The 25,107-nt window shown below is 39.5% G+C and carries 30 protein-coding genes; 12 read left to right on the forward strand and 18 right to left on the reverse strand.

Annotated elements, in window-relative coordinates:
- Positions 1-25: 25 nt before the first annotated feature.
- Positions 26-1,906 (reverse strand): ATP-binding protein, encoded by a 1,881-nt coding sequence (locus C0V70_RS18510; RefSeq protein ID WP_102245348.1) that lies wholly within the window; start codon positions 1,904-1,906, stop codon positions 26-28.
- 3 nt (positions 1,907-1,909) lie between these two features.
- On the reverse strand, positions 1,910-2,668 hold the full coding sequence (locus tag C0V70_RS18515; protein WP_158649754.1) for a hypothetical protein: 759 nt from the start codon (positions 2,666-2,668) through the stop codon (positions 1,910-1,912).
- 284 nt (positions 2,669-2,952) lie between these two features.
- Here C0V70_RS18515 and C0V70_RS18520 point away from each other — a divergent pair, with 284 nt between their 5' ends.
- Positions 2,953-3,789, forward strand: a complete 837-nt coding sequence (locus C0V70_RS18520) for a TIM barrel protein (RefSeq protein WP_102245350.1) — start codon at positions 2,953-2,955, stop codon at positions 3,787-3,789.
- A 28-nt stretch (positions 3,790-3,817) separates the two neighbouring features.
- On the opposite strand, the gene C0V70_RS18525 is transcribed toward C0V70_RS18520, so the two are convergent.
- Together C0V70_RS18525 and C0V70_RS18530 are read right to left on the reverse strand one after the other, a co-directional pair.
- Positions 3,818-4,315, reverse strand: a complete 498-nt coding sequence (locus tag C0V70_RS18525) for a hypothetical protein (protein ID WP_102245351.1) — start codon at positions 4,313-4,315, stop codon at positions 3,818-3,820.
- Between the two features lie 39 nt (positions 4,316-4,354).
- Positions 4,355-5,086, reverse strand: coding sequence for a hypothetical protein (locus C0V70_RS18530; RefSeq protein WP_102245352.1), 732 nt, complete (start codon positions 5,084-5,086; stop codon positions 4,355-4,357).
- A gap of 64 nt (positions 5,087-5,150) precedes the next feature.
- Here C0V70_RS18530 and C0V70_RS18535 point away from each other — a divergent pair, with 64 nt between their 5' ends.
- On the forward strand, positions 5,151-5,354 hold the full coding sequence (locus tag C0V70_RS18535; protein ID WP_102245353.1) for a 4Fe-4S binding protein: 204 nt from the start codon (positions 5,151-5,153) through the stop codon (positions 5,352-5,354).
- On the opposite strand, the gene C0V70_RS18540 is transcribed toward C0V70_RS18535, so the two are convergent.
- The 4 genes from C0V70_RS18540 to C0V70_RS18555 all read right to left on the reverse strand — a co-directional run bounded on the left by C0V70_RS18540 (position 5,351) and on the right by C0V70_RS18555 (position 8,824).
- The gene (locus C0V70_RS18540; protein WP_158649755.1) at positions 5,351-6,223 is read right to left on the reverse strand and encodes a nucleotidyltransferase family protein; all 873 of its coding nucleotides are present in this window, start codon (positions 6,221-6,223) and stop codon (positions 5,351-5,353) included. The two genes, C0V70_RS18535 and C0V70_RS18540, sit on opposite strands and share 4 nt — an antisense overlap.
- Positions 6,213-7,247, reverse strand: coding sequence for an aminoglycoside phosphotransferase family protein (locus tag C0V70_RS18545; protein ID WP_102245355.1), 1,035 nt, complete (start codon positions 7,245-7,247; stop codon positions 6,213-6,215). Before C0V70_RS18545 ends, C0V70_RS18540 begins: the two co-directional genes overlap by 11 nt.
- A complete protein-coding gene (locus tag C0V70_RS18550; protein WP_102245356.1) occupies positions 7,244-8,026 on the reverse strand; it encodes a hypothetical protein in 783 nt (260 codons plus the stop codon). Before C0V70_RS18550 ends, C0V70_RS18545 begins: the two co-directional genes overlap by 4 nt.
- A gap of 66 nt (positions 8,027-8,092) precedes the next feature.
- A complete protein-coding gene (locus C0V70_RS18555; protein ID WP_102245357.1) occupies positions 8,093-8,824 on the reverse strand; it encodes a LysM peptidoglycan-binding domain-containing protein in 732 nt (243 codons plus the stop codon).
- A gap of 124 nt (positions 8,825-8,948) precedes the next feature.
- Between C0V70_RS18555 and C0V70_RS18560 the strand changes: the two genes are divergently transcribed.
- From C0V70_RS18560 to C0V70_RS18585, 6 genes are all read left to right on the forward strand, one after another.
- Complete coding sequence (locus tag C0V70_RS18560) at positions 8,949-9,968, forward strand: putative outer membrane beta-barrel protein (protein WP_102245358.1); 1,020 nt, start codon at positions 8,949-8,951, stop codon at positions 9,966-9,968.
- A complete protein-coding gene (locus C0V70_RS18565; protein ID WP_102245359.1) occupies positions 9,958-10,200 on the forward strand; it encodes a hypothetical protein in 243 nt (80 codons plus the stop codon). Before C0V70_RS18560 ends, C0V70_RS18565 begins: the two co-directional genes overlap by 11 nt.
- Before the next feature lie 2 nt (positions 10,201-10,202).
- Positions 10,203-10,664: a 2-amino-4-hydroxy-6-hydroxymethyldihydropteridine diphosphokinase gene (gene folK, locus C0V70_RS18570; protein ID WP_102245360.1), complete on the forward strand. Its 462-nt coding sequence runs from the start codon at positions 10,203-10,205 to the stop codon at positions 10,662-10,664.
- A gap of 80 nt (positions 10,665-10,744) precedes the next feature.
- Positions 10,745-11,884 (forward strand): acyl-CoA dehydrogenase family protein, encoded by a 1,140-nt coding sequence (locus C0V70_RS18575; protein ID WP_102245361.1) that lies wholly within the window; start codon positions 10,745-10,747, stop codon positions 11,882-11,884.
- Between the two features lie 21 nt (positions 11,885-11,905).
- Complete coding sequence (locus C0V70_RS18580) at positions 11,906-12,694, forward strand: electron transfer flavoprotein subunit beta/FixA family protein (RefSeq protein WP_102245362.1); 789 nt, start codon at positions 11,906-11,908, stop codon at positions 12,692-12,694.
- Positions 12,695-12,712: 18 nt separating this feature from the next.
- Positions 12,713-13,675 (forward strand): electron transfer flavoprotein subunit alpha/FixB family protein, encoded by a 963-nt coding sequence (locus C0V70_RS18585; protein WP_102245363.1) that lies wholly within the window; start codon positions 12,713-12,715, stop codon positions 13,673-13,675.
- A gap of 29 nt (positions 13,676-13,704) precedes the next feature.
- On the opposite strand, the gene C0V70_RS18590 is transcribed toward C0V70_RS18585, so the two are convergent.
- The 4 genes from C0V70_RS18590 to C0V70_RS18605 all read right to left on the reverse strand — a co-directional run bounded on the left by C0V70_RS18590 (position 13,705) and on the right by C0V70_RS18605 (position 17,825).
- Complete coding sequence (locus C0V70_RS18590) at positions 13,705-13,935, reverse strand: acyl carrier protein (protein WP_102245364.1); 231 nt, start codon at positions 13,933-13,935, stop codon at positions 13,705-13,707.
- Positions 13,935-15,035: a hypothetical protein gene (locus tag C0V70_RS18595; protein WP_102245365.1), complete on the reverse strand. Its 1,101-nt coding sequence runs from the start codon at positions 15,033-15,035 to the stop codon at positions 13,935-13,937. The genes C0V70_RS18590 and C0V70_RS18595 overlap by 1 nt, the downstream gene beginning before the upstream one ends.
- Positions 15,036-16,151: an MBOAT family O-acyltransferase gene (locus C0V70_RS18600; RefSeq protein WP_158649756.1), complete on the reverse strand. Its 1,116-nt coding sequence runs from the start codon at positions 16,149-16,151 to the stop codon at positions 15,036-15,038.
- Positions 16,152-16,445: 294 nt separating this feature from the next.
- Complete coding sequence (locus C0V70_RS18605) at positions 16,446-17,825, reverse strand: class I adenylate-forming enzyme family protein (protein WP_102245367.1); 1,380 nt, start codon at positions 17,823-17,825, stop codon at positions 16,446-16,448.
- An 86-nt stretch (positions 17,826-17,911) separates the two neighbouring features.
- Between C0V70_RS18605 and C0V70_RS18610 the strand changes: the two genes are divergently transcribed.
- Genes C0V70_RS18610 through C0V70_RS18620 form a run of 3 tightly spaced genes read left to right on the forward strand, consistent with a single transcriptional unit; the run spans position 17,912 to position 20,378 of the window.
- The gene (locus C0V70_RS18610; protein ID WP_102245368.1) at positions 17,912-18,928 is read left to right on the forward strand and encodes an ABC transporter substrate-binding protein; all 1,017 of its coding nucleotides are present in this window, start codon (positions 17,912-17,914) and stop codon (positions 18,926-18,928) included.
- Positions 18,928-19,641 carry an ABC transporter ATP-binding protein gene (locus C0V70_RS18615; protein WP_102245369.1) on the forward strand — a complete coding sequence of 238 codons (714 nt, stop codon included), beginning with the start codon at positions 18,928-18,930 and terminating at the stop codon, positions 19,639-19,641. Before C0V70_RS18610 ends, C0V70_RS18615 begins: the two co-directional genes overlap by 1 nt.
- Positions 19,638-20,378, forward strand: coding sequence for an ABC transporter permease (locus C0V70_RS18620; RefSeq protein ID WP_102245370.1), 741 nt, complete (start codon positions 19,638-19,640; stop codon positions 20,376-20,378). Before C0V70_RS18615 ends, C0V70_RS18620 begins: the two co-directional genes overlap by 4 nt.
- Here C0V70_RS18620 and C0V70_RS18625 read toward each other — a convergent pair.
- The 6 genes from C0V70_RS18625 to C0V70_RS18650 form a co-directional block, all read right to left on the reverse strand.
- Entirely contained in the window at positions 20,368-20,745 is a 378-nt protein-coding gene (locus C0V70_RS18625; RefSeq protein ID WP_102245371.1) for a DOPA 4,5-dioxygenase family protein, read from the reverse strand. The genes C0V70_RS18620 and C0V70_RS18625 overlap by 11 nt on opposite strands.
- Positions 20,746-21,093, reverse strand: a complete 348-nt coding sequence (locus C0V70_RS18630; protein WP_102245372.1) for a tRNA-binding protein — start codon at positions 21,091-21,093, stop codon at positions 20,746-20,748. It abuts the gene before it with no gap.
- A gap of 65 nt (positions 21,094-21,158) precedes the next feature.
- Complete coding sequence (locus tag C0V70_RS18635) at positions 21,159-22,175, reverse strand: hypothetical protein (RefSeq protein WP_102245373.1); 1,017 nt, start codon at positions 22,173-22,175, stop codon at positions 21,159-21,161.
- Between the two features lie 196 nt (positions 22,176-22,371).
- Positions 22,372-22,563 carry a hypothetical protein gene (locus tag C0V70_RS18640; RefSeq protein ID WP_102245374.1) on the reverse strand — a complete coding sequence of 64 codons (192 nt, stop codon included), beginning with the start codon at positions 22,561-22,563 and terminating at the stop codon, positions 22,372-22,374.
- Positions 22,564-22,615: 52 nt separating this feature from the next.
- Positions 22,616-23,155: a hypothetical protein gene (locus C0V70_RS18645; protein ID WP_102245375.1), complete on the reverse strand. Its 540-nt coding sequence runs from the start codon at positions 23,153-23,155 to the stop codon at positions 22,616-22,618.
- Between the two features lie 20 nt (positions 23,156-23,175).
- The gene (locus C0V70_RS18650; RefSeq protein ID WP_102245376.1) at positions 23,176-24,348 is read right to left on the reverse strand and encodes an Mrp/NBP35 family ATP-binding protein; all 1,173 of its coding nucleotides are present in this window, start codon (positions 24,346-24,348) and stop codon (positions 23,176-23,178) included.
- A gap of 181 nt (positions 24,349-24,529) precedes the next feature.
- Between C0V70_RS18650 and C0V70_RS18655 the strand changes: the two genes are divergently transcribed.
- Positions 24,530-25,096, forward strand: coding sequence for a hypothetical protein (locus C0V70_RS18655; RefSeq protein WP_102245377.1), 567 nt, complete (start codon positions 24,530-24,532; stop codon positions 25,094-25,096).
- Positions 25,097-25,107: the final 11 nt, after the last annotated feature.

Here is a 25,107-nt window from a genome sequence, read left to right on the forward strand (position 1 = left end):
GAGTTAAATCCTTTGGTCTATTTTACTATTGATTTACTAATTTAACTAAGAATTTCGTCTCTTTACCTACTATTGAGTCGACGGAGATCGTTCCGCCATGTAGCTCTACGAAATATTTTACCAGATAAAGGCCTAGACCGGTCCCTTTGATTGAATGGTTTGCATCATTTTTTATCCGATAAAACTTCTCAAAAATGTTAGAAAGCTCTTCGGCCGGGATTCCCACCCCGTTATCTTTGATTTCAATATAAACCCATTTCTCATCATCCCAGGTCTTAACTTCAACAGTCGTTCCCGTTCCGGAATATTTAATGGCGTTTTCCACAAGGTTTGAGATCACGCGGGTAATCAGGTTTACATCCATTTGAATTGGATATAGAGGGGCCAGCTCTTTTTTCACCAACACCTGTTTTTGATTGGCACTGAAGTTCAAATCCTTCACAACTGTTTCAATGATTGAGTTAATGTCTTTTGAAACTTTATTCAATCCGAAGTTACTCGATTCAATTTTTGTCAGATCAAGAATTGATGAAATGAATTTGTTAAGTTCTTTAGTCGAATCAATAATGAGTTGAGACTTTTCGCGAATATCCGGATTCCCTGAATTTTGCGTGTACAAGTTGTCAGCAACGCCGGCGATTTTCGCCACCGGAGTTTTTAAGTCGTGGCTCATAAGAGACAAGAAGTTTTGTTTTAGCTTTTCTACCTGCTTTAATAGTTTTGCTTCCTCTTGAATCGCAAAGCGGCGCTGGTATTCACCAATCGCTCTAAACGGAATCCAGATGTAATAAACTACGAAAACTGTCACAACCAAATGGGCCGTATAAAGCCACAATCCCATCAACACAAAAAGCAGATAAGAGATAATCAAGATAGACGCCAGTACCAGCAGTGTAATGATAAGACCGTCTTTTGGCTTTAGCCTTGAAATCAAAATCGATAGAACAATGGCCACAATAAAGGCCAGGATATTCGAAACCGTTCTGGGAATCATCTTGATCGTTTTATTCTGGATAAAAGAATCGATAATTGAAGCGTGAATAATAAGCTTTGGCGCTTTGTATTCTTCTAAGTTAAACGGAGTCAGATAAAAATTATCGCTTTGAGAAATATAGTTGGGACCGATTAAAACGATCTTATCTTTAAAAATCTCCGGAGAGAAATTCCCTACAAGTACACGGTGATAAGGAATTGTTTTATATTTAAATTCGCTATAAACCGGAGAGCCTGAATACCTAAAGAGAACAAAATTCGCATCGGCTTCATCGTTATAATAGGCCCCAAGAACGTCAGACACGTTAAGAGCGGGCTGTCCTCTCATTTGCCTAAATTGATTGGCCGTCAACAAGTGAAGGCTCTCTTCACCAGAGACGTTAAAGATCGCACGTCTAACGACATCATCTTTAGCAAAAACGCTATTGTCGATATTGAGTTGAGCTAATGAGTAATGAAACTCGCGAAGCCCTCCAGGCGGAAGCTCTTCCCCTCTCACTTCATCAATTTCTGTCGCGAAATTGACCTGGCCGCCTTTAGTTGAGAAGTCTTTTAACTTCGTTTTAAATTCATCAAAGTATGGATCATTCTCACCAGATGGCTCCGGCATCCTTACAAAATAGTCTACGATCTTTGGACCAGACTTCAGGACTTTTTCCAAAAAACGTGAGTGTGTAGCGTATGAGTAAGGATAGATGTCACCCAGATAGTCATCACTTTCTTCATCGAGAGTAACGATCACAATTTCTGGAGTCGGCCTGGTCCCGAAATCCCAGCGGACTTTTAAGTCGTAGATGATGGATTCAAAAGAGGCCAGTGGGTACTGGAAAAGGATCGTCACGAAAATAAGCGTGAAAAGCAGTGGATAATAATCCGAGAGATCAATATTGAGTTTTTTAAACTGCATTTTCATAGATTAATTCGCGCTTAAGGCCTTCATACGGGCCTTGATATCAACTGTTTTAAAAAGAAGATTACCAAGAACTTCTTCCGTAGAATTTTTAGTATGTGAAAGCTCAGCTAAGGCCAGGGCCCCAATTGTTTTTTCATTAAAGCTTGGCAGGTGGCTCACCTTAAAAAGAGCAGCGATATAATCTTTTCTCAGCCCCTGCATCTTTCCTACTTCCTGATCAAAAGCGATGACCGCTTTTTCATTCTCATACATCAAAGTTTTAATGCTGAATGCCGGGTAGAAAAAAATTTCAAAATTGCGTCTGGTGCGAGAAGAGTTAAAAAAAGCGCGGGCCAGATAAACCGGTGAATAAAGCACCAGAAAAATCAGGGACACCAAGGTGCGGTTTTTAGCTTCTTTAGATTTAATCTTTAGCAAAGAAGCATAGATCAAGCTGTTAAGCTCATTTCGTGTGAATTGAGAGTAAATATTCCTTCCGATAATCAGGGCCGGTTTACCGAAATACGAGTCAGTGTAATAAACATTATTAACGAAAGCATTAGACCAATAAACCTTGACCTCATTGATACTTAAATGACAGCAGAAATTTTTAACCTGATTAATGAGGGACTCATCATCCGTTACGTAACGGGCCTTTGCAAAGACCAGAATCAACTTCTCTCCCCACTTTGAAAAAAGAGCTATAAGGATAACAGCTAAAAGGATTCCTCCTCCTAGCCCATAGGTAAGGCTCAACAGCAGTCCCAAGAGTGCAAAGCTCAAAATAAAGAGGGATAAGATAATGATTAAATACCTGTAACGAAAAATAAAAACTCCCTAAATTAAGTTTATCTTGATGTCATTATTACACTGCTATTCATAAATTATAGACAAAAATCCGGGCTAGAGCTATAAGGCAAGCAAGTGCATTTTTGAAAGGGTGGGGATTTTCAGGCGCTCCATAAGGCTCCGATATTAAAGGGGTTTTCACGACGCGTCTCTCGTATTTTTCGGATATGTGGTAACAATGTGGTGATTTCGAGTCTTATTACTTGGGGGAGCTCTATATGAAATTTGAACGTCTTCTTTTTGGTACAGCAGGGGTTCCGAACTCTACGCCAAAGAAAAATAATCCAATCGATGGAGTTAAGCAAGTTCACGCTTTAGGCCTGGACTGTATGCAACTTGAATTTGCTCACGGTGTTCGTATGAAAGAAGAAGTGTCTTCTGGATTACGTAAGGTTTCTTACGAACTGGGAATTCCTCTAACATCACACGGTCCGTACTACATTAACTTGAACGCTCGCGAACAAGATAAAATCGATTCATCTGTAGAAAGAATTATTCAAACAGCAAAGATCTCTGATCTGTGTGGAGCTGAGTCTATGACCTTCCACGCTGCTTTCTATATGAAAGATTCTCCTTACGATGTATTCGACCTGGTTCAAAAATCACTTAACGTGATTGAAGAAAGACTTAACCGTCTTGATATTCAGATCGAGCTTCGTCCTGAACTTACAGGAAAGACTTCTCAATTCGGTTCACTTGAAGAGCTTATCGATTTAACAAAATCAGTTTCTTCATGTTCACCATGTATGGACTTCTCTCACCTGTTTGCTCGTACAAACGAGTACAACACGTACGAAGAATTCTGTACTGTACTTAAAAAATTAAAAGAAGAGCTGGATCCAAATGCTCTTCAAAACATGCACATTCATATCTCTGGGATTTCTTCTAACTCTAAAGGTGATTTAAAGCACCTTAACCTGGAAGACTCAGACTTTAACTGGCGCGATCTACTTCGTGCACTTAAAGATTTTGACTGTCGTGGATACGTCATCTGTAACTCGCCAAATCTTGAAAAAGACGCGAAGATGATGAAAGACTTCTACCTAGGTCTATAATTAAATTGCAATGGCGGTCTGAAGAAATTTAGGCCGCTTCTTCTTGTGACTTTTCCAGATTCTTCTTTTCAAAAAATCCTCTAAACCACTTCACATGATCCCTAGAAACTTCTTCCGGAAGATAGATTAATTTAACTCCACTGTCCTCTTTCACCAGCGCCAGGTTTGATTGAATCCCTGTAAGCTCAGAGAAAATATCCAGCAGGAAATCCTGGTCAAGTGATTGATCGACGTACACCACGTCTTCTGATTTGATGTCTTTAAAGATCGACCAGTTCGACGGAAAATCCAATACTGATTTATTATAAACCAGGCGATAGCATTTACTTCCCGACTGGAAAGTAAGCTCACTCATTCTCAGGTCGTGTTGAATGAGATAATCGCTTAGAGAATTGAAATCAACTTCGTTAAGTTTTCTTTCAAAATAATTTCTCAAATCCACAACGGCATTAGGCTGATCCTTATCTGGAGCCTCAGTGTAGGTTTCAGAAATTAGCTTGGAAATTAATGTGTCATCATTACTCATGCCTGACTTTTCGGCACCGGCCCAGGGAAAATTAAGAGACTAACTAAAAAGGCCTCTTTCTAGGCAAACTTTGTACAAGTCCGACCAATCCAGTTGGATATCCGATTTCTTTTCTTTAATGAAATCAAGGCCAATTCCGCGGTCATAAGTTGATGTGAGGGTGGCCGGATGGGTGAAGTTGATTCCTTCGTAATCGGCAACCAGTTGATAAGTCGCTTTAGTATCCAGTCCATCAATGAAAGCTTCAGCATCTGCTCTCGTCACCAGAGCAAAACAACTATTTTCGTCAATGTTGGTAATGTGAACATCGAATCCGCCTTCGCCATTAGTGCCTTCAATTCTTCCTTTCAGTTGAAAGCGCGACTCTTTTTCCAGGTCGTTTTCAGCGAAGTTCGGATTGTAGGAAGCCTTGGCAATTTCCAGCTCCCATGTCACAAAAAAGTAGAAAGCAAAGATGAGGTAAACGAAGTTTAATCCCAGGATCAGCTTGTTAAAGGTTGCGGCCAGCATAATAAAGTTTTTAGCTGTGATGATTCCGAGGCAAAAAAGCAGCATTTTATCTGAGTGCTTTTTGACTGTCACAATCATATAGAGAGTGATTGCTGTTAAAATAAGAATGAAAGAGTGATTTCCTAAAAAGCTTTTTACACCTTCCAGAGAAATAAGCGAAACACCTTTAGAAAGCGAGTAAATTGCTTGGAGATAGATCAGGGAAAAGATCAAAAACAAGATCAGGTTTCTATGTTCGTAATTTCTTCTTAAAATTTTCATCGCTTATTGAGGAAATTTTATCCCTTGCCGGAAGCCTGGCAAGAGGTTTGCTATTATAGTACCAATGATACCATATCTTGAAATTAACACACTTTGTATTTCATGCGACAATTGCAATTTAATTTGTCCTGAAAATGCTATCTTAAAAAACGGCACTCAGTATATCGTAGAAACATGGTCGTGCACTCTGTGCAATGCCTGTGTCGAAGTGTGCCCGGTAGATTGTATCAAACTCATTACCGAAGAAACTAAAAAGAAGATCTTCTAGTTTAACTTCTGCACGATCCCTTTTCCTACAATCGCATTGGCAAAAAACTCACCGTTTCCTTCCAGGTTCACCGAGCGAAGTTCGTCGTTAAAAAAAGCATCGACATTGCCTTCCAGTGCTTTATTTTCCTGAAGAAAATCCATTAAACGGCTATGTTTATTTTCTTTAAGTGAATGGTAAATTTCCTGGATACTTTCAAAATAGATTTCAGCTGTTCCAAAATCCCAATATTCAAATTTTTCAGGAACCACGAAGTGCACACGTTCTTTTTTATAGTTGGCCACAGTTTCAAAAAATTTTGAAATTCCTGCCACATGATCAAGAGAATCCAGCTTTAAAATCCCAAGTCCTGAATACGTTATGTAGTCATAACTCCCGTCAGTTTTTCTGATTTCTTTTAACAGGTCGTTTTCCAGTACCGTTTCGTTGTATTTGGCACTTTTATCAACCTTAATTCCAAACAAAGCCGCGCGCGAGTTCTCTAGCGCCGACAGAGCATCCGTGAAGTATTTTTGGTCAAAGAACAAGAACTGATCGGCATTTACCAGAAGTAAATTTCCAGTGTAATTAACATCGCCCCTTGAGGCCATGTTATGGATGGCCCCACCAGAATCTAAAAGAGGATCTTCGTGCAGCATAATCACGTCTGCAAATTTAGGATTTGATTTAAGATGGGTTTCAATTTCCTCCGAGAGGAAGTGAGTATTGAGAAAGAGTCTTTTAATCCCTAAAGAGTGGCAGTAATCAACCTGAAGCTCTAAAAGAGTCTTAAAAAATACCGGCCATAGAGGTTTTGGAATTTTTTTTCCAATCTCCCCCATGCGGGTTCCCATTCCAGCACACAAAATTAAAGCGTGATCAATTTGCATAGTATAGGCTCGAAAGAATTTTTCTCTCATTCGCAAAATGCTCATGATTTAGCATAATGCTTCTGACTTTCTCAAAGGCATACCCGATATACTTAATATAACGAAGGTCTTTTCTATCGGCGTAGATATAAGCGAAACTTCCAATCGCCTTAAACACTCTTTGAATCGCCATCAGGTCATACACTGACTTAAACTGCTCGAAGTTTTTATTCGGATCAAAGCTTTTAAAATAAGTATTGTAGTAATACTCAATTAGAAGCTTCTTATTTGTATCGTTGATCTGGTAATAACAGTCTTCAAGTAAAGACACCAGGTCATAAAGTGGAGTTCCCATTCTCGCGTCCTGGAAATCGATAACGATCTGCTCGCCATTTTTAATCATCAGATTTCTCGAGTGATAATCGCGGTGAACCAGAACACGTGGCTCATTTGAGAGAGTCACACACATTTCATGCAGCTTTTTATAAAGGGCCTGAACTTCTGTTGTTTCTACATCTAGGCTCAGGTACATTTTCAGGAAATACTTTTTAGTAAATTCCATTTCCTGATAAAGTTTTTCTGTATCAAAAGCAAGCTTAGTAAAGCTTTCTCCTGTGTATTTTTTTGTGTCGATTTTATGGATTGAGGCCATAAGGTCAATGGCCTTAATATAGTACTCGTATTCTGCTTTCACGCCTTCAATGTGAGCAATGTCTTTTAGGAAAGTCACATCTCCTAAATCTTCTTCCAGGATATAGCCTGTCGAAAGTTCTTTATCGTGAATCAGTGGGACTCGAACCTTTTCTGCGTGAAGTACGCGCTGAAGTTTTAAAAATGTTGGCTCATCTGCGCCTTCTGCTGTTGGGTTATCCAGGCAAGCAACATAAGACTCTTTTGAAGTCCAGATGCGATAGTACTTTCTCGTTGAAGCATCTCCAGTCAATTTCTCAATGTTAATAACATGATCGTCACTAAGAAGATTTTTATGGATGGTCTTTTTGAACAGCTCTTCAACGAGGATTCTTTCTGATTGCTCTGGCTTCATTTTCTACTCACAATATTGTTTAACAGTTTATAAAATGCTTTAGATGAGTTGGCTTCGTTGAATCTTTTTTCAACCCCCAGTACACCTTGTTTTGACATGAAATTTTTAAATAAATGTTCTTCTTTTGAGATCCCGATCGGGTCTCCCAGGAAAAGGGCGAAATCCAGCGTGTTTCTGTTTTGGATTTGAATCCAGTTCAGGTAGGCCGAAGCATCGTAGCCTGCGCGCTTTAAAATAAAATAGGCCCACTCATTAACCTGAATCTTGGTTTCATTTTTAAGGCGGGTCAATTGAATCATTTTTTCCGTGCTGTAAAAGCCCAGCGGAAGAAGAAACTGCTTTTCATAAATATAGCGCTGGCTTCTGACTATCTCGGCGGCAAAGGCCGCGACAAAAAGCTCTTCACTCTTTAGATAACGTTCAATCAAGGCCGATGAAAAAAAGAATTGGGAGCGCGGGAGAGAAAACAGAAAAGGCGATTTATGTTGGATGATATAAAACTTCGGCTTTTCTGAAAGATTTAAAATCATCTGATTATTTGAAACCAGACGTTCATAAACGTCTTCCAGGTATTCCTGGCTTACAGGAAGCAGCTTGATGGTCTTAACCTCATCGTAGCTTAAATAGTCCCCTCCGGCCGAGGCCAGGTGGTCGATATAGTCAGTATTTTTCAGCTCACCCATTCCGGTGTAGTCGATTGTTGCTTTTTTAGTGCTTGAGCAAGCAGATAAAAGAAGCCCCAGGGCAAGGCAGAGAATTAAATTAAAAGATCGTTTCATAAAAATAAAAAAGGCCCAATTTAATTGGGCCTTGCGGTTTAATGACCATTATCTTTTGATTATAGATTATTTTGGCTCAGAAGCAAGATCACGTGTTGGTTGATAATATAACGTGAAGCCTGCGAAGATCAGATTCGGGTCTCTAATAAGTGGACGGTTATTCTCGTAAATAGACTTCCACTTTCTCGTCGTTCCGTATTTATCCATAGAAATGATTTGTAGAGTGTCACCAGTCTTAACCAGGTATGGTAGACCCATTGGCATCCATCCAAATTTTTGATCCGGCACATAGTATTTCAGCTCTACGCCCTCAGAAACCTTTTTTACACCTTTGTTCCATTCTTTGATGTCTTTCCATTTGCGGTAATCACCATAGATTTTGAAAGCGATCATCATCATAGTATCGCCTTTTTGAACGCGGTATGTTTCCATCGGTCCATAGTGCATAGCTGGCTGCTCCTCAACTTTGATTTTTGCCGGAGCTTCCACAGTGTTTTGGGCCAGGAACTCTTCCACTTTTTCATCTGGTTTCTTAAATTCTTCGAATTTTGGCTCTTCAGGTGCCGTCATCGCCACTTCATTTTCTTGTGGCTGTGGTGCCTGATATTCGTCTGGAACAACAGACTCTGAAATCTTTTGTTCTTCAACTTTAAATTCTGAATTTGATGGCTGATCTCCAAGAGTGTCTACTGCAAACTCCAGGTCATCATTATGAACTGCCACTTCCTCTTTTTTAGAGTCGGATAAGCTACAAGCACTCAGGGTTAAAATCAAAGCTAGTAGAGTAACAATCTTCATATAAATACCTCTTGTTGGTAGCTGTATCGGCAAATGTTGCCAAATAGTTTAGTCACCAAAGTGGAACAAAAGGTGCGGGAATTATTTAAGTTGCAAATTTTTCGCGAAATCCTAGAATAATTTTATGTTCTTAAAGAATATTAAATTACCTATTCTTTTTACTCTACTATTTACGCTAATGATTTCGGCGGGATATGCCCAAAACGTATTAGATGACATAGAGGAAGAAGACCGTATGGAGACCGCTCAGACGGACGTTGCTCCTAATTTAGTCTCAGAAACGATCAAAAGAATCTCACCTTCTAAAAAAATCTTCATCCTTACTAATGAGAACAAAACTTTTTCTAAGGGTGACTTCATCTCTCTTCTTTTGGCCAATAAATTAGTTTGTCGCGCTTTAGTTGCAAAAACAAATGATGAGGCCATGTCGGGAATTAAAATTGTTAAAATTTACAATGTAAATTTATGGAAACAACTCAATCAGGGAAAAGAAGTTTTAGTGCTAAAAGGTGACGATAGTTACTATAGCAACTTAGAAAAGGCCCCTAAAGAGACTGCCGAAAAAGCGAAAAATGATCTCAAGGTCCAGGACGAAGATGACCTCTTTAACTCGACGACACTCAATGATGATGACTTATCTCTGGAAGAGACATCTAAACGTTTAATTAAAACTGACAACCTACTCTCTGCCGGTGTTGGCTTAATTGCCGGAAAAGATGATCAAGGTGCAAGCAAGCGCTACACACACTTCAATGCCTCATGGGGATACCAACTAAGTGATAATATCTGGGCTGAGCTGGGTGCAGGAATGAACACGATCAATGATTACCCATCAACAGGGTTAGATACCCGTATGGTGAACATCACTGGGAAATTTAAATACACTTTCAATGCACCTTTCTATAGCTACATCATGCCTTACGTCGGCTACCAGGTCATTAATGTCGATTCTCCGGGGGCCGGAGTAGATGACGGAACAACAACGGCTGCACAAAGAGAAAATGAACTGGCCTTAGTTGATGATTTAAAAAAGAGTTCTGTTATTTTCGGTGTCACTGTTCTAAAAAGGATTGTACCTGGTTGGTTTATTAGGGCCGACCTAGGAAGCGATATTATTAGCGGTGGTATGACTCTTGAATTCTAAAATACTTCTTCTTTCTCTTATTTCAATCACACTTTCAAGCTGTGGAGTAAAAGCTCCGCCTGTGCAGTATCCAGATACCAGCGTGGATTCTTACATTCGCGAATACACCGGAACAACTGAGCTCACACCAGAAGAAATTGAACGCACAAAAGATAAACCACCAGTCTCCAGTGTTGAAGACCAGGTCCGTCCAAACACTGAGACGGAAGACAGCAAGAAAACGACAAAATAATCATGTCACTTTTTATTGCGACAGGATCAAATCTCGGCGAGCGCAAAACCCATCTGGAAGAAGCGCGCAATCTACTTTCCCAAAAGCTCACATTCATAGCTGAAAGCCGAATTTATGAAAGCCCGGCCGTGGATTATCTCAATCAACCAGACTTTTATAATCAAGTATTAGAATTTAAACTTCCTGCGGATTCGCCAGAGAGCATCATGGATTTCCTTCTGGAAACAGAAAAATTCATGGGAAGAAATCGCACCATACCAAAGGGGCCCAGGATCATCGACCTCGACATTCTTTTTTGGAGTGATCTGACAATTGAAAGTGAGAAACTTACTTTGCCTCACCCTCGCCTTTTCACCAGAAGCTTTGTTGTCCTTCCATTATCTGAGCTTCCAGGTTTTAAACTTTTGCAAAAAAAATTTCCTTTCACATTCACCTTCGACAATACTGCCTCTCCTATTTCCTGATTGACCAAAATCGCTTTCGGGAAGTAAAATTATCTAGATCAAAATCTCTCAAGATCATCTAAGATCACCAAGGAAAATCTATGGATTTCAACCTGACGAATGACCAACTCGAGATCAAAGATCTCGCCATGAAGTTTGCTAAAAACGAAATGATGCCAAAGGCATCTGAGTTTGATGAAAAAGCGACAATGCCTTTAGATATTTTAAGAAAGGCATGGGAGCTTGGATTAGTGAACACTTGTATCCCTGCCGAATACGGTGGAAACGGTTTTACTGCTATTGATTCGATGATTATCACTGAAGCCTTAGCTTATGGCTGTATGGGGATGAATACATCTATCATGGCCAATGACCTGGCCCTTCTTCCCATCGTGATTGGTGGAAATGATGAACAGAAAAAAAGATTTCTCACACCATTTACTCAAGACTATAAAATCGCCGCCTTCTGCTTAACAGAGCCAGGAAATGGTTCTGATGCCGGTGGAATCAAAACACTGATTAAAGAAGACGGTGACGACGTTGTGATCAACGGAAACAAAATGTGGATCACCAATGCCGGATACGCTGATCTGTTTGTTTTATACGGGACAACTGACCCTGCTTTAAAACACAAAGGGATTACGGCCGTAGTTATTGAAAAAGGAACTCCGGGTATCGAAGTCGGCAAAAAAGAAGACAAGATGGGTCATCGCTGTTCGGATACGAGGGCTGTAACTTTCAATAACGTGCGCGTCCCAAAGAAAAATATTTTAGGCGGCCTGAATCAAGGCTGGAAAATTGCCATGAAAACTCTAGATCACTCTAGACCCATGGTAGCTTCAAGTGCGGTCGGTGGTGCGCAATGTGCGTTTGACCACGCTGTAAAATATGCGAAAGAGCGCGTGCAGTTCAATGTCCCTATTGCCAATCATCAAGCAATTCAATTTATGATTGCAGATATGGCCATGAAGATTGAAGCTTCAAGACTTCTGGTTCATAAGGCGGCATGGCTTTTAGATAACAATCTTCCCAATACGCAGCTAGCGTCTTACTCTAAGGCGTTTGCGGCCGATTCGTGTATGCAAATAGCGACGGATGCGGTACAAATTTATGGTGGATATGGATACAGCAAAGAGTATCCCGTCGAAAAAATCATGCGAGACGCGAAACTCATCCAGCTCTACGAAGGCACATCTCAAATTCAGCGATTAGTTATAGCTAAAGAAATATTTACCAGGTAATTACCCCAGGAGAATTTATATATGAATATTTTCGTTTGCGTAAAACAAGTACCAGACACAGAAACAAAGATTGTTCCATCTGGTGACGGATCATTTATTGAAACTAGTTCAATTAAATGGATTATGAACCCTTATGATGAATTTGCTGTAGAGCAAGCTCTTCTTGTTCAAGCAGCTAACGCTGGTTCAACTGTAACAGTTGTTCGCGTTGGAAGTGTAAAAGACACTGAAGCTCTAAGAACAGCTATGGCCATGGGAGCTGACGATGCTTTCCTGGTTGAAGCAGCTGATAACTTAGATTCTTATATGATCGCTAAAGCTCTAAAAGGCGCGATTGAAAAATCTGGAAAAACTCCAGACCTTATCCTTTCTGGTAAACAAGCTATCGACGATGACTGTCTTCAGGTTCCTCAAATCCTTGCAACAATGCTTAACCTTCCATCGGTTTCAGTAGTTGTTGGATACGAAGGTTCTGCTACAGATATCACTGTAAAACGTGAAGTTGAAGGTGGAGCTCTTGAAGTTTACGGTGTTAAACTTCCAGCAATGATCGCTTGTAACAAAGGGATCAACACTCCAAGATACGCTTCTCTTCCAGGGATCATGAAAGCGAAGAAAAAACCTCTTACAACTCTATCTCTTGCTGACGTTGGTGTTTCTGACGCTGATAAGAGAGTGAAGTATTCTAACTTCCAACTCCCACCAGAAAAACCACCTGGGAAGAAATTCGATGCAACTGATGCTGCTAAACAAGCTCAAGTTGTAAAAGATGTTGTTGGTCTGCTTAGAACTGAAGCAAAAGTAATTTAATTAATTTAAGAGGATTTTATGGCTAAAATTTTAGTATTCACAGAACTTCACGGATCACATGTTAAAGGTGTGACTTTAGAAATCTTAGGAAAGCTTGCCGGCCACACTGTTGATGTTGCAGCTATTGGAGCAATCCCTGCTGAAGCCATTGCCGACCTGGCAAAATTCGGAGCAGCTAATGTTCACTCTCTAAAGGGTGCAAATTTAGAGAAGTACACTCCAGAAGGATATGCAAACGCACTTAAAGGATTTATCGCTGGTGGATCTTACGACTACGTTTTTGCTGGAGCAACTTCACTTGGAAAAGACCTTCTTCCACGTGTTGCTACTATGTTTGATGCAGGTATGGCATCTGAAGTAACAAACTTCATTATGGAAGGCGACAAATTCGCTGGAACTCGCCCGCTATTTGCTGGTAAGTGTTTCGCGAAAGTTGAACTTCAAGGACCAAAACCACACTTCGTAACAGTTAGACCAAACGCTCTTGGAATGAACGCTAACCCAACAGCTGGGGCGGCTAGCGTAAAAGAAGATGCAGTTGATGCTGGGGCCATCCGCGCGATGATCAAAGACATCGTAAAAGGTGCTTCTGAAAAGCTAGACTTAACTGAAGCAAACATTATCGTATCTGGTGGACGTGCAATGAAAGACGCTGCTAACTTCAAAATCCTTGAAGAAATGGCAAACGTTATTGGTGCAACAGTTGGTGCTTCACGTGCCGCTGTAGACTCAGGATTTGCTCCACATGCAATGCAAGTTGGACAAACTGGTAAGACAGTTGCTCCTTCTCTATACATCGCTTGTGGTATCTCTGGAGCGATCCAACACTTAGCTGGTATGAGAACATCGAAAGTTATCGTGGCGATCAACACTGATCCAGATGCCCCGATCTTCACAAAAGCTGACTACGGAATTGTTGGTGACCTTTTCACAATCGTTCCAATCATGACTCAAGAATTTAAAAACTTGCTTGGTAAGTAATAAATGAAAGGCCCCGAAAGGGGCCTTTTTTATTTTTGTAGCTTATCCACAACGCCTTTTCGAATGTTATCAATCGAGCGAAGCGAGAAAAATTCCTGAGTGCTAAATTTAATTTTAAACTCGTTTTGAAAAGCAATTAACAACTCAACATAAATCACCGATTCAATCTGCCTGTCGCCTTTGGTATAAGCTTCCAGGCCACTGCCCAAAACAGAATGAAAGATATCTTCAATACGCTTATTTACTTCAGCTTCATTCATTACTTCTTCTCCGGCACATTGAAATATAGCTCGCTAATTTTAGAGGCGATCAGCTCATGAACCCAGGTTTTTGAGTGGGAACCATCGTGAAAGACATCTCCAAAGCTCAGATGATTTTGATTTTTTACTCTGCTAATATCACCAGAAATATCAAGCAATTGCACTTTTCCATCCTCGCGATGAAAAACGGAAAGCTCTTCCAGGTGTTTTGTGATTTTAGAAAATGCCGGGATCAATAAAACGTTTTGATCATGATTCGGGAACATTTCTGCCGTGAACTTATTAATTAAAATAAGTTCATCAGTTGTATAATCTTCCATATACTCTTTTTCCCAAACGCTTACATCTCTGCCTATGGCCAAAAAACCTCTTTTTAAATCATCGAAAAATTCATGATAAAACATTCTTGTTAAATAAAGCTGAACCTCGGCCCCTCTGTCGCATTTTAAGGTTTGTGTAATCATTTTGACTCTATCTTGAGGCCCTTTAATAAAAGAAAGTTTTAAGGCTTCCTGATATTTTTTTATGCAAGGATTCGGAATAAATTTTGATTCTCCCAAGTTTGTTTCCAATAGGCCTCTACAAATAAACTTCTCATGTATTCTTTGCCCTCGGCTTGGATAGAGTATATCTCTTAACCCATCTTTGGCGCACAACTCGACAACCTGAAAGTAGTTATAACCTTCAAAGATATCGACACTTCTCATGAAAAATAAATTTTCTAAAACAATCAGATCTATTTTTGAAACGTTCTGGCGTGCAAACTTCAACAAGGCTTTTGCCTGAGCAATATTAAAAAGAGAAATGGATGAAAGGTTCAGAACATTGGCCTGATACTTTAAGAGATCTGCATAACTATTTCGGACGGGTTCAGCTTCCTGATCATTAAATGAATAAAGAGAAGTTGATCGGCCGATTATGACAATAGTCTTTTTGGCTTGGTCATAATTCTTTTGAAACTCTTTAAAACTTGTTTCTGCTTCTGCCAGGACATCATTTATTGAAGAATTTTCATAATAGTAAGAATTCAAAGTACTCCCACCAAAAGCGACAAGAAGCGCGATTATAACCAGAATGAATGTCTTACTCCAAAGCTTCATCTAAAATCCCTGGTATAAAAAGCGGTAGTTGATCTGTGGAGAAAGCAGTGAAAACGTCACAAAAATTCCAAAAACAAGCCAGATCAATCGCTGGGGCTTAGAGACTTCTTCAAATCTTAAGCGCAGCTTCTCTCCATAAAAGACCAATACATATTCAAAGATCATAAAGAGCGGAATGACCCAGAAAACAATCGAAAGAATGTTAAGACCACTAATATAATCTGTCGCAAACCACGTCTCGGTTTTTAAAAAGGCCTTCACAATTTCAAAAAAAGTTGCGGAATCTGGAGAAAGTAGCAGAAACGAAGGCATAAAAATCAGGAAGAAATAAAGTCCAAAGCGCGACATGATCATTTTCCATTTCGGCGCAGGAGGGGCCAGACGGTTTTTCTTCATAAAGTAAGTGCTGGCCGCAACCGCAACACCATTAATAAAGCCATAGAGAATATAATTAATATGGTCTCCATGCCAGAGACCAAGACAAACAAATGAAATGATAAGACTGATGTAAATACCGGCATAGCTGGAGAATTTGCTGACTAATGGATAATAAACATAATCCCTGATCCAAGCGGCCAGTGAAATATGCCAACGCCTCCAGAATTCGCCGATACTCTTTGAAACGAAAGGTAGGTCGAAATTCTTTTTGACCTTAATACCAAAAAGCAATGACACTCCATTAGAAATGTCTGAATAACCAGAAAAATCATAATAGACGTAAAAGCGTGTGAGCACACAAATTAAAATCCATTCTAATCCAGAAGCCTGAGAAGGTGTAAAATAGGCGGGCTGAATCAGTAGGATTAAATTATTGGCGAGTACCAACTTTTTAAAAAGACCAATAATGATCGTTCTTAATCCGTGAAAGACATTATCGTGGTGGTAGTCCTGATCAAACTTGAGCTGTTTAAAGAACTCTTCCGCCCCCATAATAGGGCCACAGAAGATTTGTGGGAAATAACTAATAAAGAGCACATACTTCTCAATGCTTTTTTGAGGAAGCGAGCGTTCATAGTAGATATCGAAAATATAAGTCATGGTCTTATATGAATAAAACGACAGACCTAAAGGAAGATATAGCCATCTTAGCCCTTTAAAATGAAAGATATCATTCATAATGATGGCAAAGGTGCCATTGTATTTAAAAGGGTAATAAAGACAGAGAAGCGATAGTAAAAAGACCCAGAGGATGCTCTTTTTATACTTAGGAAAGGCTGCCAAGGCATTACCCGCCAGGTAAGAAACAAGAGTAATCACCCCCATCAATGGGGTTAAAAAGGGCTCGTAATAAAAATAAAAAAGTAAACTTCCATAAAGAAGGACGCGAATGCGAAAAACTTCATCTTTCTTTGAATAAAAAAGAACGAAAATGACAGCGAGAAAAAATATATTAGCAAAAGTTATGGCCAATTAATTCCTCTTTGCTTGAAACAATAATTTAATTGCACCATGATCAGGCTTTCCTCTTTGGTTAACTGGAATTTTGTCACCGACTAAGAATTGTCCTGGAATTTTATAGGCCGACAAATGATGACGACAAAGCTCCTCGACACTAGCAACCTTTAAAGAAGAATTTTTCGGAACAACCAGGCATCCAATCGCTTGATCCACTAGACCATCTGCCGATTTTAACCCTAGTGTATAACAATCCAGAACGTCTTGGTGCAACCTGATGACTCTATTGATTTCTTCCGGGTAAATTTTAACTCCCCCCAAGTTGATAACATTATCAGCACGCCCTTTAAGAATGATGTGCTCTGAAGAGATCTCCCCGACATCACCGGTCTTAAACCAGCCATTTTCTAAAACTTTTTTAGTGGCTTCTGGGTCATTGTAATAACCACTCATCAAAGAAGCAGACTTAATCCAGATTTCTCCCGTCTCTTCTGTCATTTTAATTTCAGCATCCCATGGCAAATCAAAAGTGCTTTCTTTATATCCTTGAGTGGTTTTTAAATCGCCGGCAATCCATGAAGCTAATTCAGTCATCCCGTACATATTATGAAGCCTGATTCCATCCAGCCAACTGGTGGTGCTACTCCATGTGGCCTGATCGAGATTGGCCGAAGCACAAAAAACATCTTTTAAAGTTTTCTTTTTTGGTGATTCTCCAAAATGAGTCGCTATCTTTAGAATTGATGGAACTGAACTAAAGGTCGTTACTCTAAACTCATCAATCAGACTGCCAAGCGATGTATAAATTTCCATCTGCCCACTCGGCGCCAAGATCACTTGATTTCCGGCCAACAATGGGAAGAGAAAATTAGAGATAAGTCCATGCCCGAAATTCAAAGGAAGCATGCACAATGTTTTTTCAAAAGATTGAGGAAGATTCTGTTGATAAAGAGCAAGCTTATTGGCCAGTGCTTTTTGAGTCAGTATAACTCCTTTGGGCCTGCCGCTTGATCCTGAAGTAAAAAGAATGAAAGCATCCTCTTTTGATGTCATAGTCGGAGTTAGGATTTTTTCTTCTCTTCCTCCTGAGAAAACAACGAGAGAAGGCTGCAAGCGATTTATAATTTCCTGAATTTCGTTTTCTGTAGACTGCGAAGATAAAGGGACAAGACATATTCCAAGGGCAAGCCCTGCTAGTAGATACTCACAAAGAAGTTCTGAATTTGGCAGGCACAAAACAAGTTTATGTCCCGGACCTAACCCCTGCAATAATAATTGGTGTTTGCGTTTTTCAATTTTCTGAATGAGCGAATGTGAAATAACATTTTTTTTATCTTTTAAAAAAAGAATGCTTTCATTACCTAAGTTTTTTAAAATGTCTTCTTTGAACTGCATTCCATCGCTCTTTCAAATCACTTTACATGAATAAGTTTTGTTGCCAAAATCTTAAAGTCTCTTCATTTTAGCAGGGAATTGTAGTTATGGTTAACTTTTTGCTCGCTTGTTTTATTTCTCTTGGCTTCGCTCAAACAACTCCTCCACGAGTTATTAAAGTTGGTTCTTCACCTGTTGTAAGTTCAGCTGGAATTTACCTGGCACAAGAGCGCGGCTACTTTAAAGAGCAAGGCCTCGAAGTTGATATCACTGACTTTAACAATTCAAGTGCCTCAATGACGGCGCTACTTTCAAAAGGTGAATTAGATGTCGGTGCCGGAAACCTCGTGTCTGCACACTTTAATGCCATCAACATGGGACAAAAGTTTAAATTAGTTGCCGATAAAGGACATCTTGAGAAGAAAAAAGACTATATTGCTCTTCTTGTAAGAGCTGACCATATTACTTCTGGACGTTATAAGACACCTAAAGACCTTAAAGGTTTTAAGATGGGGCTAACTTCTCTTGATGGAGTTTCTCAACAAATCGTGGCCGAAAGAATCCTTATTAAAAATGGTCTACAACCAAGTGATGTCGAATTTGTTAAACTCTCATATGCCGAAATGAATAATGCTCTTAAGGCAAAACTCATCGATGCAACTATTCAAATCGAGCCATTCTTAACCAAAGCAGTTCTGGAAGGATTTGCGCAAAATGTACTTCCCGCTACAGATGTTCACCCATATCAACAAAGCGCTGCTCTTCTTTACTCTCAAAATTTTATTGAAAAAGACCATGACCTGGCAGTGAAGTTCATGGTGGCCTACTTAAAAGGTGTCCGCGATTACAACAACGCTTTTGAAAAAGGAAAAGATAAAGACAAAGTTATCGCTGATCTTAAAAAGACTTTAAAAATTGAAGACGACAATGTTTGGAATAAAATGATCATGGTTGGCCTTGATAGTGATGGAAAGCTAAATGAGGCAGCCTTAAAAGAAGATATGGAATGGTATTTAAATAAGAAATACATTACGGCGCTTCCGGCAATGACTGAATTGGTAGATAATAAGTTTGCTAAAGCGGCGGCTTTGGAATTGAACAAAAAAGTTAAAAAGAAGAAATAATGACTCAAGAATCAATTATCTTAAAGGACATTTCCTTTTTTTATGGAACCAATAAGATTCTTGATGGGTTAAATTTAACTATTAAAAAAGGATCCATCCACTCACTCATCGGCAAAAGTGGGGTTGGTAAATCGCTGACCCTTAAATTGATGGCCTCACTGCTTCCTCTCAATTCTGGCGAGATACTTAATCTTCCTAAAAAAATCAGCTTTGCTTTTCAACAATCTCCGCTCATTCCTTGGTTATCAGTTGAAGACAATTTAAAAGTCTGCTCAAAAAATCACGGCGAAATCTTTCAATACCTAGAGGCCTTCAAACTCGACTCTATTGCCTCTCTTTATCCTGCCCAGCTTTCTGGGGGGATGATTCAAAAGGTAAATATACTACGATGCTTTTTAGGATCTCCCGATCTCATTTTAATGGATGAGCCTTTTGTGCATATTGACTCCATTCAAAAGGAAGACCTTCACCATTTTTTACTCCAGCTTTGGAAAAAAAATCGCCCTACAATTCTTTTTGTTACCCACGACATTGATGAAGCCATTTTTCTTTCTCAAGAAATTTCTCTGTATGGGAAAAAAGAGAAAAAGATTGTTGATCAGGTTATGATTGGTGACTTAAAAGGAAGTGTTTTAGAACTAAAAAAATCGGCTTTTTATCAGCAGTCTTTTTCACACATTTACACTCATCTAAAAGAAGAGGAAGAGCTATGAAAAACTTCCTACTTTCTACTCTGACGATTCTCCTAATGGCGCTTCTTTGGGAGTTATTGGCCTTTAAGCAGATCGTTGATGTTCAGTTTTTTCCACCGCCACATCTTTTCATCGCCAAGATGTTTGAACTTCTAAAAGGTGACTTCTTTCACAACGATTTATGCAATAGCCTCTGGCGCTTTTTTCTGGCCAGTCTTATCAGCATTCCACTCGCTTGCTTTTTAGGACTTGAGGCCGGGGCTTCAAAAATCGCTGATCGAATCATTAATCCTTTTCTCGCTTTGACTTATCCTCTTCCAAAAGTTGCAATCTTTCCTTTAATCCTACTTATCTTTGGGCTTGGTGATTCATCGAAAGTGATTTTGATTGCTATTGGGATGTTCTACTTGATTTATATTAACGTAAGAAATGGAACGAAAAGAATACTAACTTCTCCTTTGATGGACATCGTCCATGTTTATAAAATTTCTGGTTGGAACTATTACTATCATTTCCTTTTAAAAGGAATCTTCAGGGATTTTCTTGTTGGCCTAAAAGCAGCGCTGGGATATGGTCTACTCTTGGTTGTCGTGAGTGAATTTAGCGTCAGCAAAAATGGTATTGGGCATTTTATCTGGCAAGCCTGGGATCAGTTCAGGATTATTGATATGTATGCTGGAGTCCTGATTCTTTGCCTTCTGGGACTTTGTTTTTCTTACGTGCTTGATACAATCATTGATAAGTGGACTAGAACCTAGAGTAATCCAGTTTTACTGAATCACCCAACCACATTGCACCTTGAGTGTGATCATAATAATCATCGCCTGATAACGGATGAACAAGAACATTAAATGTCCCCCTTTCTTTCATTAGCCACAGGACAACTTCGGTAAAAATATCTTGAGGAAAGTTTGCCTCAAACATCGGCATTGGGTGTGGTCCTATAGGAACATCAATCATATCACCCACAAAAAATGTTACGTCTTTGAAGTGAGTCTTAATTTTATCCCTTAGCATTGTCGCTGCTTCAATTTCTTCGACCTTAAAATAAATGTGAGCATCGAACTCGCGAGGAAACCCCACCGGTAGGAGTTTTGAATTTACTTTGAAGTTTCTCGTTTCCATCTACTTTAACCTTGCTCCATTGGGCACGTCTTGATCAACTGTGGCCAGCACCACATCTGTATCATTGCGGTAAAATCCCGTCACCAGGATTTCCGACATAAATTTCCCAACCTGTCGCGGAGGAAAATTAACAACGGCTAAAACCTTCTTTCCCACTAATTCTTCTCGTTTATAAACAATCGTGATTTGTGCACTCGACTTCTTGATCCCAAGCTCCGGTCCCAAGTCTACCCATAATTTATAAGCAGATCTTTTTGCTTCCGGAAATTCTTCTGTCTGAACAATTGTACCAACACGAATGTCGACTTTTTCAAAATCTTCCCATGAAATCATAAGTGGTTTCTCCATAAGACCATTTAAACGCAAAAACCTCGCATGAGCGAGGTTTTCGTGTTGTTTATTGAGTTTTTATTTTAGAAGTTGAAGCCTTGAGTTTCTGCTGTTTCTTTAATTTCATCAGCACTTAGGATTTTTACCGGCTCATAGTTCTCAACGTTTTCTGCCATCTCTCTTCTTTCTTCTACTACTTCGTTTTGGGCCATTTCTTGAATCTTTTGTTCTTCTTGCTCAAAGTAGTTATCATTTTGTTCAGCATCTTTTTGTTCAATTCTTTCGAGCTCACCAGCAGTTACGAAGTTCAACATTGCACCTGCAAGTGGACCAGTTACGAAACTTAATCTGTATCCATCTTTACCATTGTTGAAGATTACACCAGAAACTTCTTCACCATCTACGTCAGCTTTAAATGATCCACCATCTAAAAGTTGAGCGCTGGCGATGTCGATGCTTTGAACTTCACCGTTAGTATTTGTTAAAGATACACTTAGTCCTTCAATCGATTTTTTTGTTAAAGTCATTTCGCCAGAGATGTCTGAACCAGAAAGAATCTTGTTAGACTTTGACTGGTTAAGCGCTCTTTCAAGTACCAGTTCAACTTCTTCAGCAACTGCTACTTCTGCTTTTTTCTCTCTAATCATTCTCGCTTCAATGATTTCAAAACCGTTACCCATCTTTTTAAAGATAGCGATTGTTCCAAAATCAGAAAGAAGAGAGATCTTGTAAACCAGGTCTCTATCGTTATTAACCATTACACTTGAAGTCCCAACTAATTTCAGTGGTACAACAATGTTCTTCTTAGAATCTTCCGGGTTATTTAACTTATCGTAAGTTACGACTTCATCGCTTCCTACAATACGAGTGATTTCCCATTTACCGTTAACCTTAAAGGCTTCCGACATCTCTACCTTCATAATTGCGATCCTCATTGAAGGTGCAACATCTGAAGCTAAACTTCTTTCTACCGGAAGTTCTTCTAGAGCATGCTTTCTACTTACGGTGCGTGAATTAATATCTTTAATTGTACCAGCTAGAACCACAGAACCTAAGCTCAGGATTGCGATGATGGCCTTTTTAGATGTTAAAACTTTCATAACCGTTCCCCTTAATTGTTTGAGCTTTAAGGAGCAAGGATGATGCCATGTTTCAAAACACTTTAATCGGGTATTTTAGAGGGTAAGCTACTGAATTTAAATGTATGTTTTTTGGACAGTGAAAAGGAAGTGATTAGATTTTAAACACCCTGGCTATAACATTTACATGCTACGGCCAGGTGTCTATATTTTAGACTTATTCTGATTTCGAAGACTTAACATCCCAGTCTGAGTGAGATGAGCGGTATCTCTTCATAGCGATTACCACCATATCTTCAACTGATAGACCTGAAGCTTTGCTCATTCTCTCGAATGATTCCACCACGTCTTTCTCGATTTTAACGTTTAATTCTTTAAGTTCGCCTTGATTGTGCACCTGACTTTTCATAGTTTCTCCAATGTATCACTTATAAAAACCATGAAATTCTAATGCTCTCGCCTTAGTTTTGGAACACCTTTATTGCTCTTTTTTTACGTAAGGATACAAGGGCATGAGTGACCTCAAAATCCATTAACTTACTGTATTTATAGATATCACTGACATTACACCACTCGCTAATCACTGCCAGGACGTCAAACTCCTGCGGGGTAATATCCTCTTTAGAGACAATAACCTCAGGGTCAATGACCAGTTTTAGGTGGGCTGCCGGGCGAAGCTTTTTAGCTGAAAGATATTCCTGAAAATGTTTTTGAGCTTCAAGTTTGATTTCTTCAAAAGCAATTCTCATTGTCAGCACTTCGGCCGGAAGGACTTCCGGCTCGACAATAAATTTGAAATTTTCGTTGGATTCGACGTCGTCGAAGATCATTTTTAAAAGGGCCTTCTTGCCTTTGAGCTCTCTGATTTGAGCGCCGACAATGAGACCTTCTTGTTGATAGATGACTCCAAGAAACTGGCCATTTTCTTTTGAGAGAAGATTAATCTTTCCCGTAAATCCGAATGAGGCCTGTTCTTTTAAAACGTCTATCAAGTTATTCATAACTCTATTCTAGTGCGAGTTTATGAAAAAAGTCTTTTAAAAAAACCTTTTGATTCACCTTGAGGTTCGCCATTGAAACACTGGTTGATATTTTTCGCCAGCTGCATGTAAGCATTCCACACTGGACGGCCTTCATACTTCTTTTCATTCATGTATGGCTTTCCTTGGTCTGATCCCTCGCGAAGAGCGATCTCTAAAGGAATTTCAGCTAAAAGATTAACGTTAAGTTCTTCAGCAGCTTTTTTAACTCCGCCTTCTCCGAAGATGAAATACTTTTTAGAAGTATTGTCGTCTGGAACGAAGTAACTCATGTTCTCAACCATTCCCAGCACAGGGACCTTTACCTGGTTGAACATGTTAAGACCTTTTTTCGAATCAAGGATAGCTACTTCTTGTGGAGTTGAAACAACAATCGCTCCATCGATATCAGTCGCCTGAATCATTGAAAGCTGCATATCACCTGTTCCCGGAGGAAGATCGATAATTAAGTAATCTAACCCTTCCCAAGCAACATCAAAAAGGAATTGGTTAAGAACTCCCCCAAGCATTGGCCCTCTCCAGATAACAGGATCTTTTTCATTGATAAAAAGACCGAAGCTGATGAATGGAATTCCATAAGCATCGATTGGAAGAATTTTTTTCTCTGGAGTCGCTCCTGGTTTTGCGCCTCTTTGATTAAGAAGCATAGGCATAGATGGCCCGTAGATATCCGCATCCAGAAGACCTACTTTTAATCCAAGATTTTTTAGAGCGAAAGCCAAGTTAACTGACACTGTCGATTTACCAACTCCACCTTTACATGAAGAAACGGCAATAACTTTTTTTGCACCAGCAACGTGTTTTTTATTTTGTCCAACTGGACCATGGCCAGTTTTAATTTGAGCTGCGGCAGCTGCTGGTGCCGCTTTTGTTTCTGGCTTAGTAAAAGTTTTTCCAGCAAAAACGTCTGCTGAGTTTTCTGAAATTGTCAGAACCGTTACTTTGTCTGCCGAATAAGTTGGAGCGGCGATATTGACAACAAGTGTTTCGATCGCGCGCTTTTGTTCCGGTGTAATTCCATCGCGTTTATATTTAAATAACAGCTCATTTTGGTCTGCTTTTACTTCGACAATTCTTCCTTCTTCATGAAGAGTTTTGCCAGTATTTGGATTCACGATAACTTTTAATTGATTTTGGATGTTTTCAATGGTCATAAAGGCCCCTAAATTTTGATTTTTTCCAAGGCTATTTATACCTGAAGAGCTACGATTGTTAAAGGTTTTCCAATGGCTGATGGGACTCGTCAACAATTGTCAGGGTGTTTCAATTTTTCCTAGGAGCGCGCGCCTTTATACACTAAAATAAAAGTATATTTTGAATGCTTTAGGGGATCTCGTGTCTTACAGTAGAAAAATCTATTTAATTAATCCCAAGTTCCAATACAGATTGAGCCTCTACGCTTCTATTCTGGTATTCGTAACCGGGCTTATCTACCCATTTACTATTTACGTTTTATTGAGTGCGATTAGCGCCAATTTCGCCCTTAAAAACCCTGAAATTGCTCTGTATTACAGTGAGAAGCGCGATTTATTAATCCTGCTTTTAACAGGTCTTCACTTCGGTTTTGCCATCCTGACTTTCTTTGGATGCATCTTTTTTTCTCACCGAATTGCAGGTCCTTTATACAAATTGCAAAAACATTTGCGCGCTATCCGCGAGGGTTTTACTCCGGGAAAATTATTTTTTAGAAAAGGCGACTATTTCCAAGACGTTGCGGATGATTTGAACGACACTATCGAGTATATCGAAGACGGGTACAAAAATGACCTGGTCTATTTAAGCGAAGTAAATTCATATATAAATAACCTAAGCCTCGTTGTCCCGGATGACAAACGAGTCGTACTAAATGAAATCTCTTCGCGGCTCTCTGAAATTCAGGAGAGATTTACTAATAAGAACTAACTAAAATAGGC

This window comes from Bacteriovorax stolpii (genome assembly GCF_002872415.1).
In the GTDB taxonomy this organism is placed as follows: domain Bacteria; phylum Bdellovibrionota; class Bacteriovoracia; order Bacteriovoracales; family Bacteriovoracaceae; genus Bacteriovorax; species Bacteriovorax stolpii.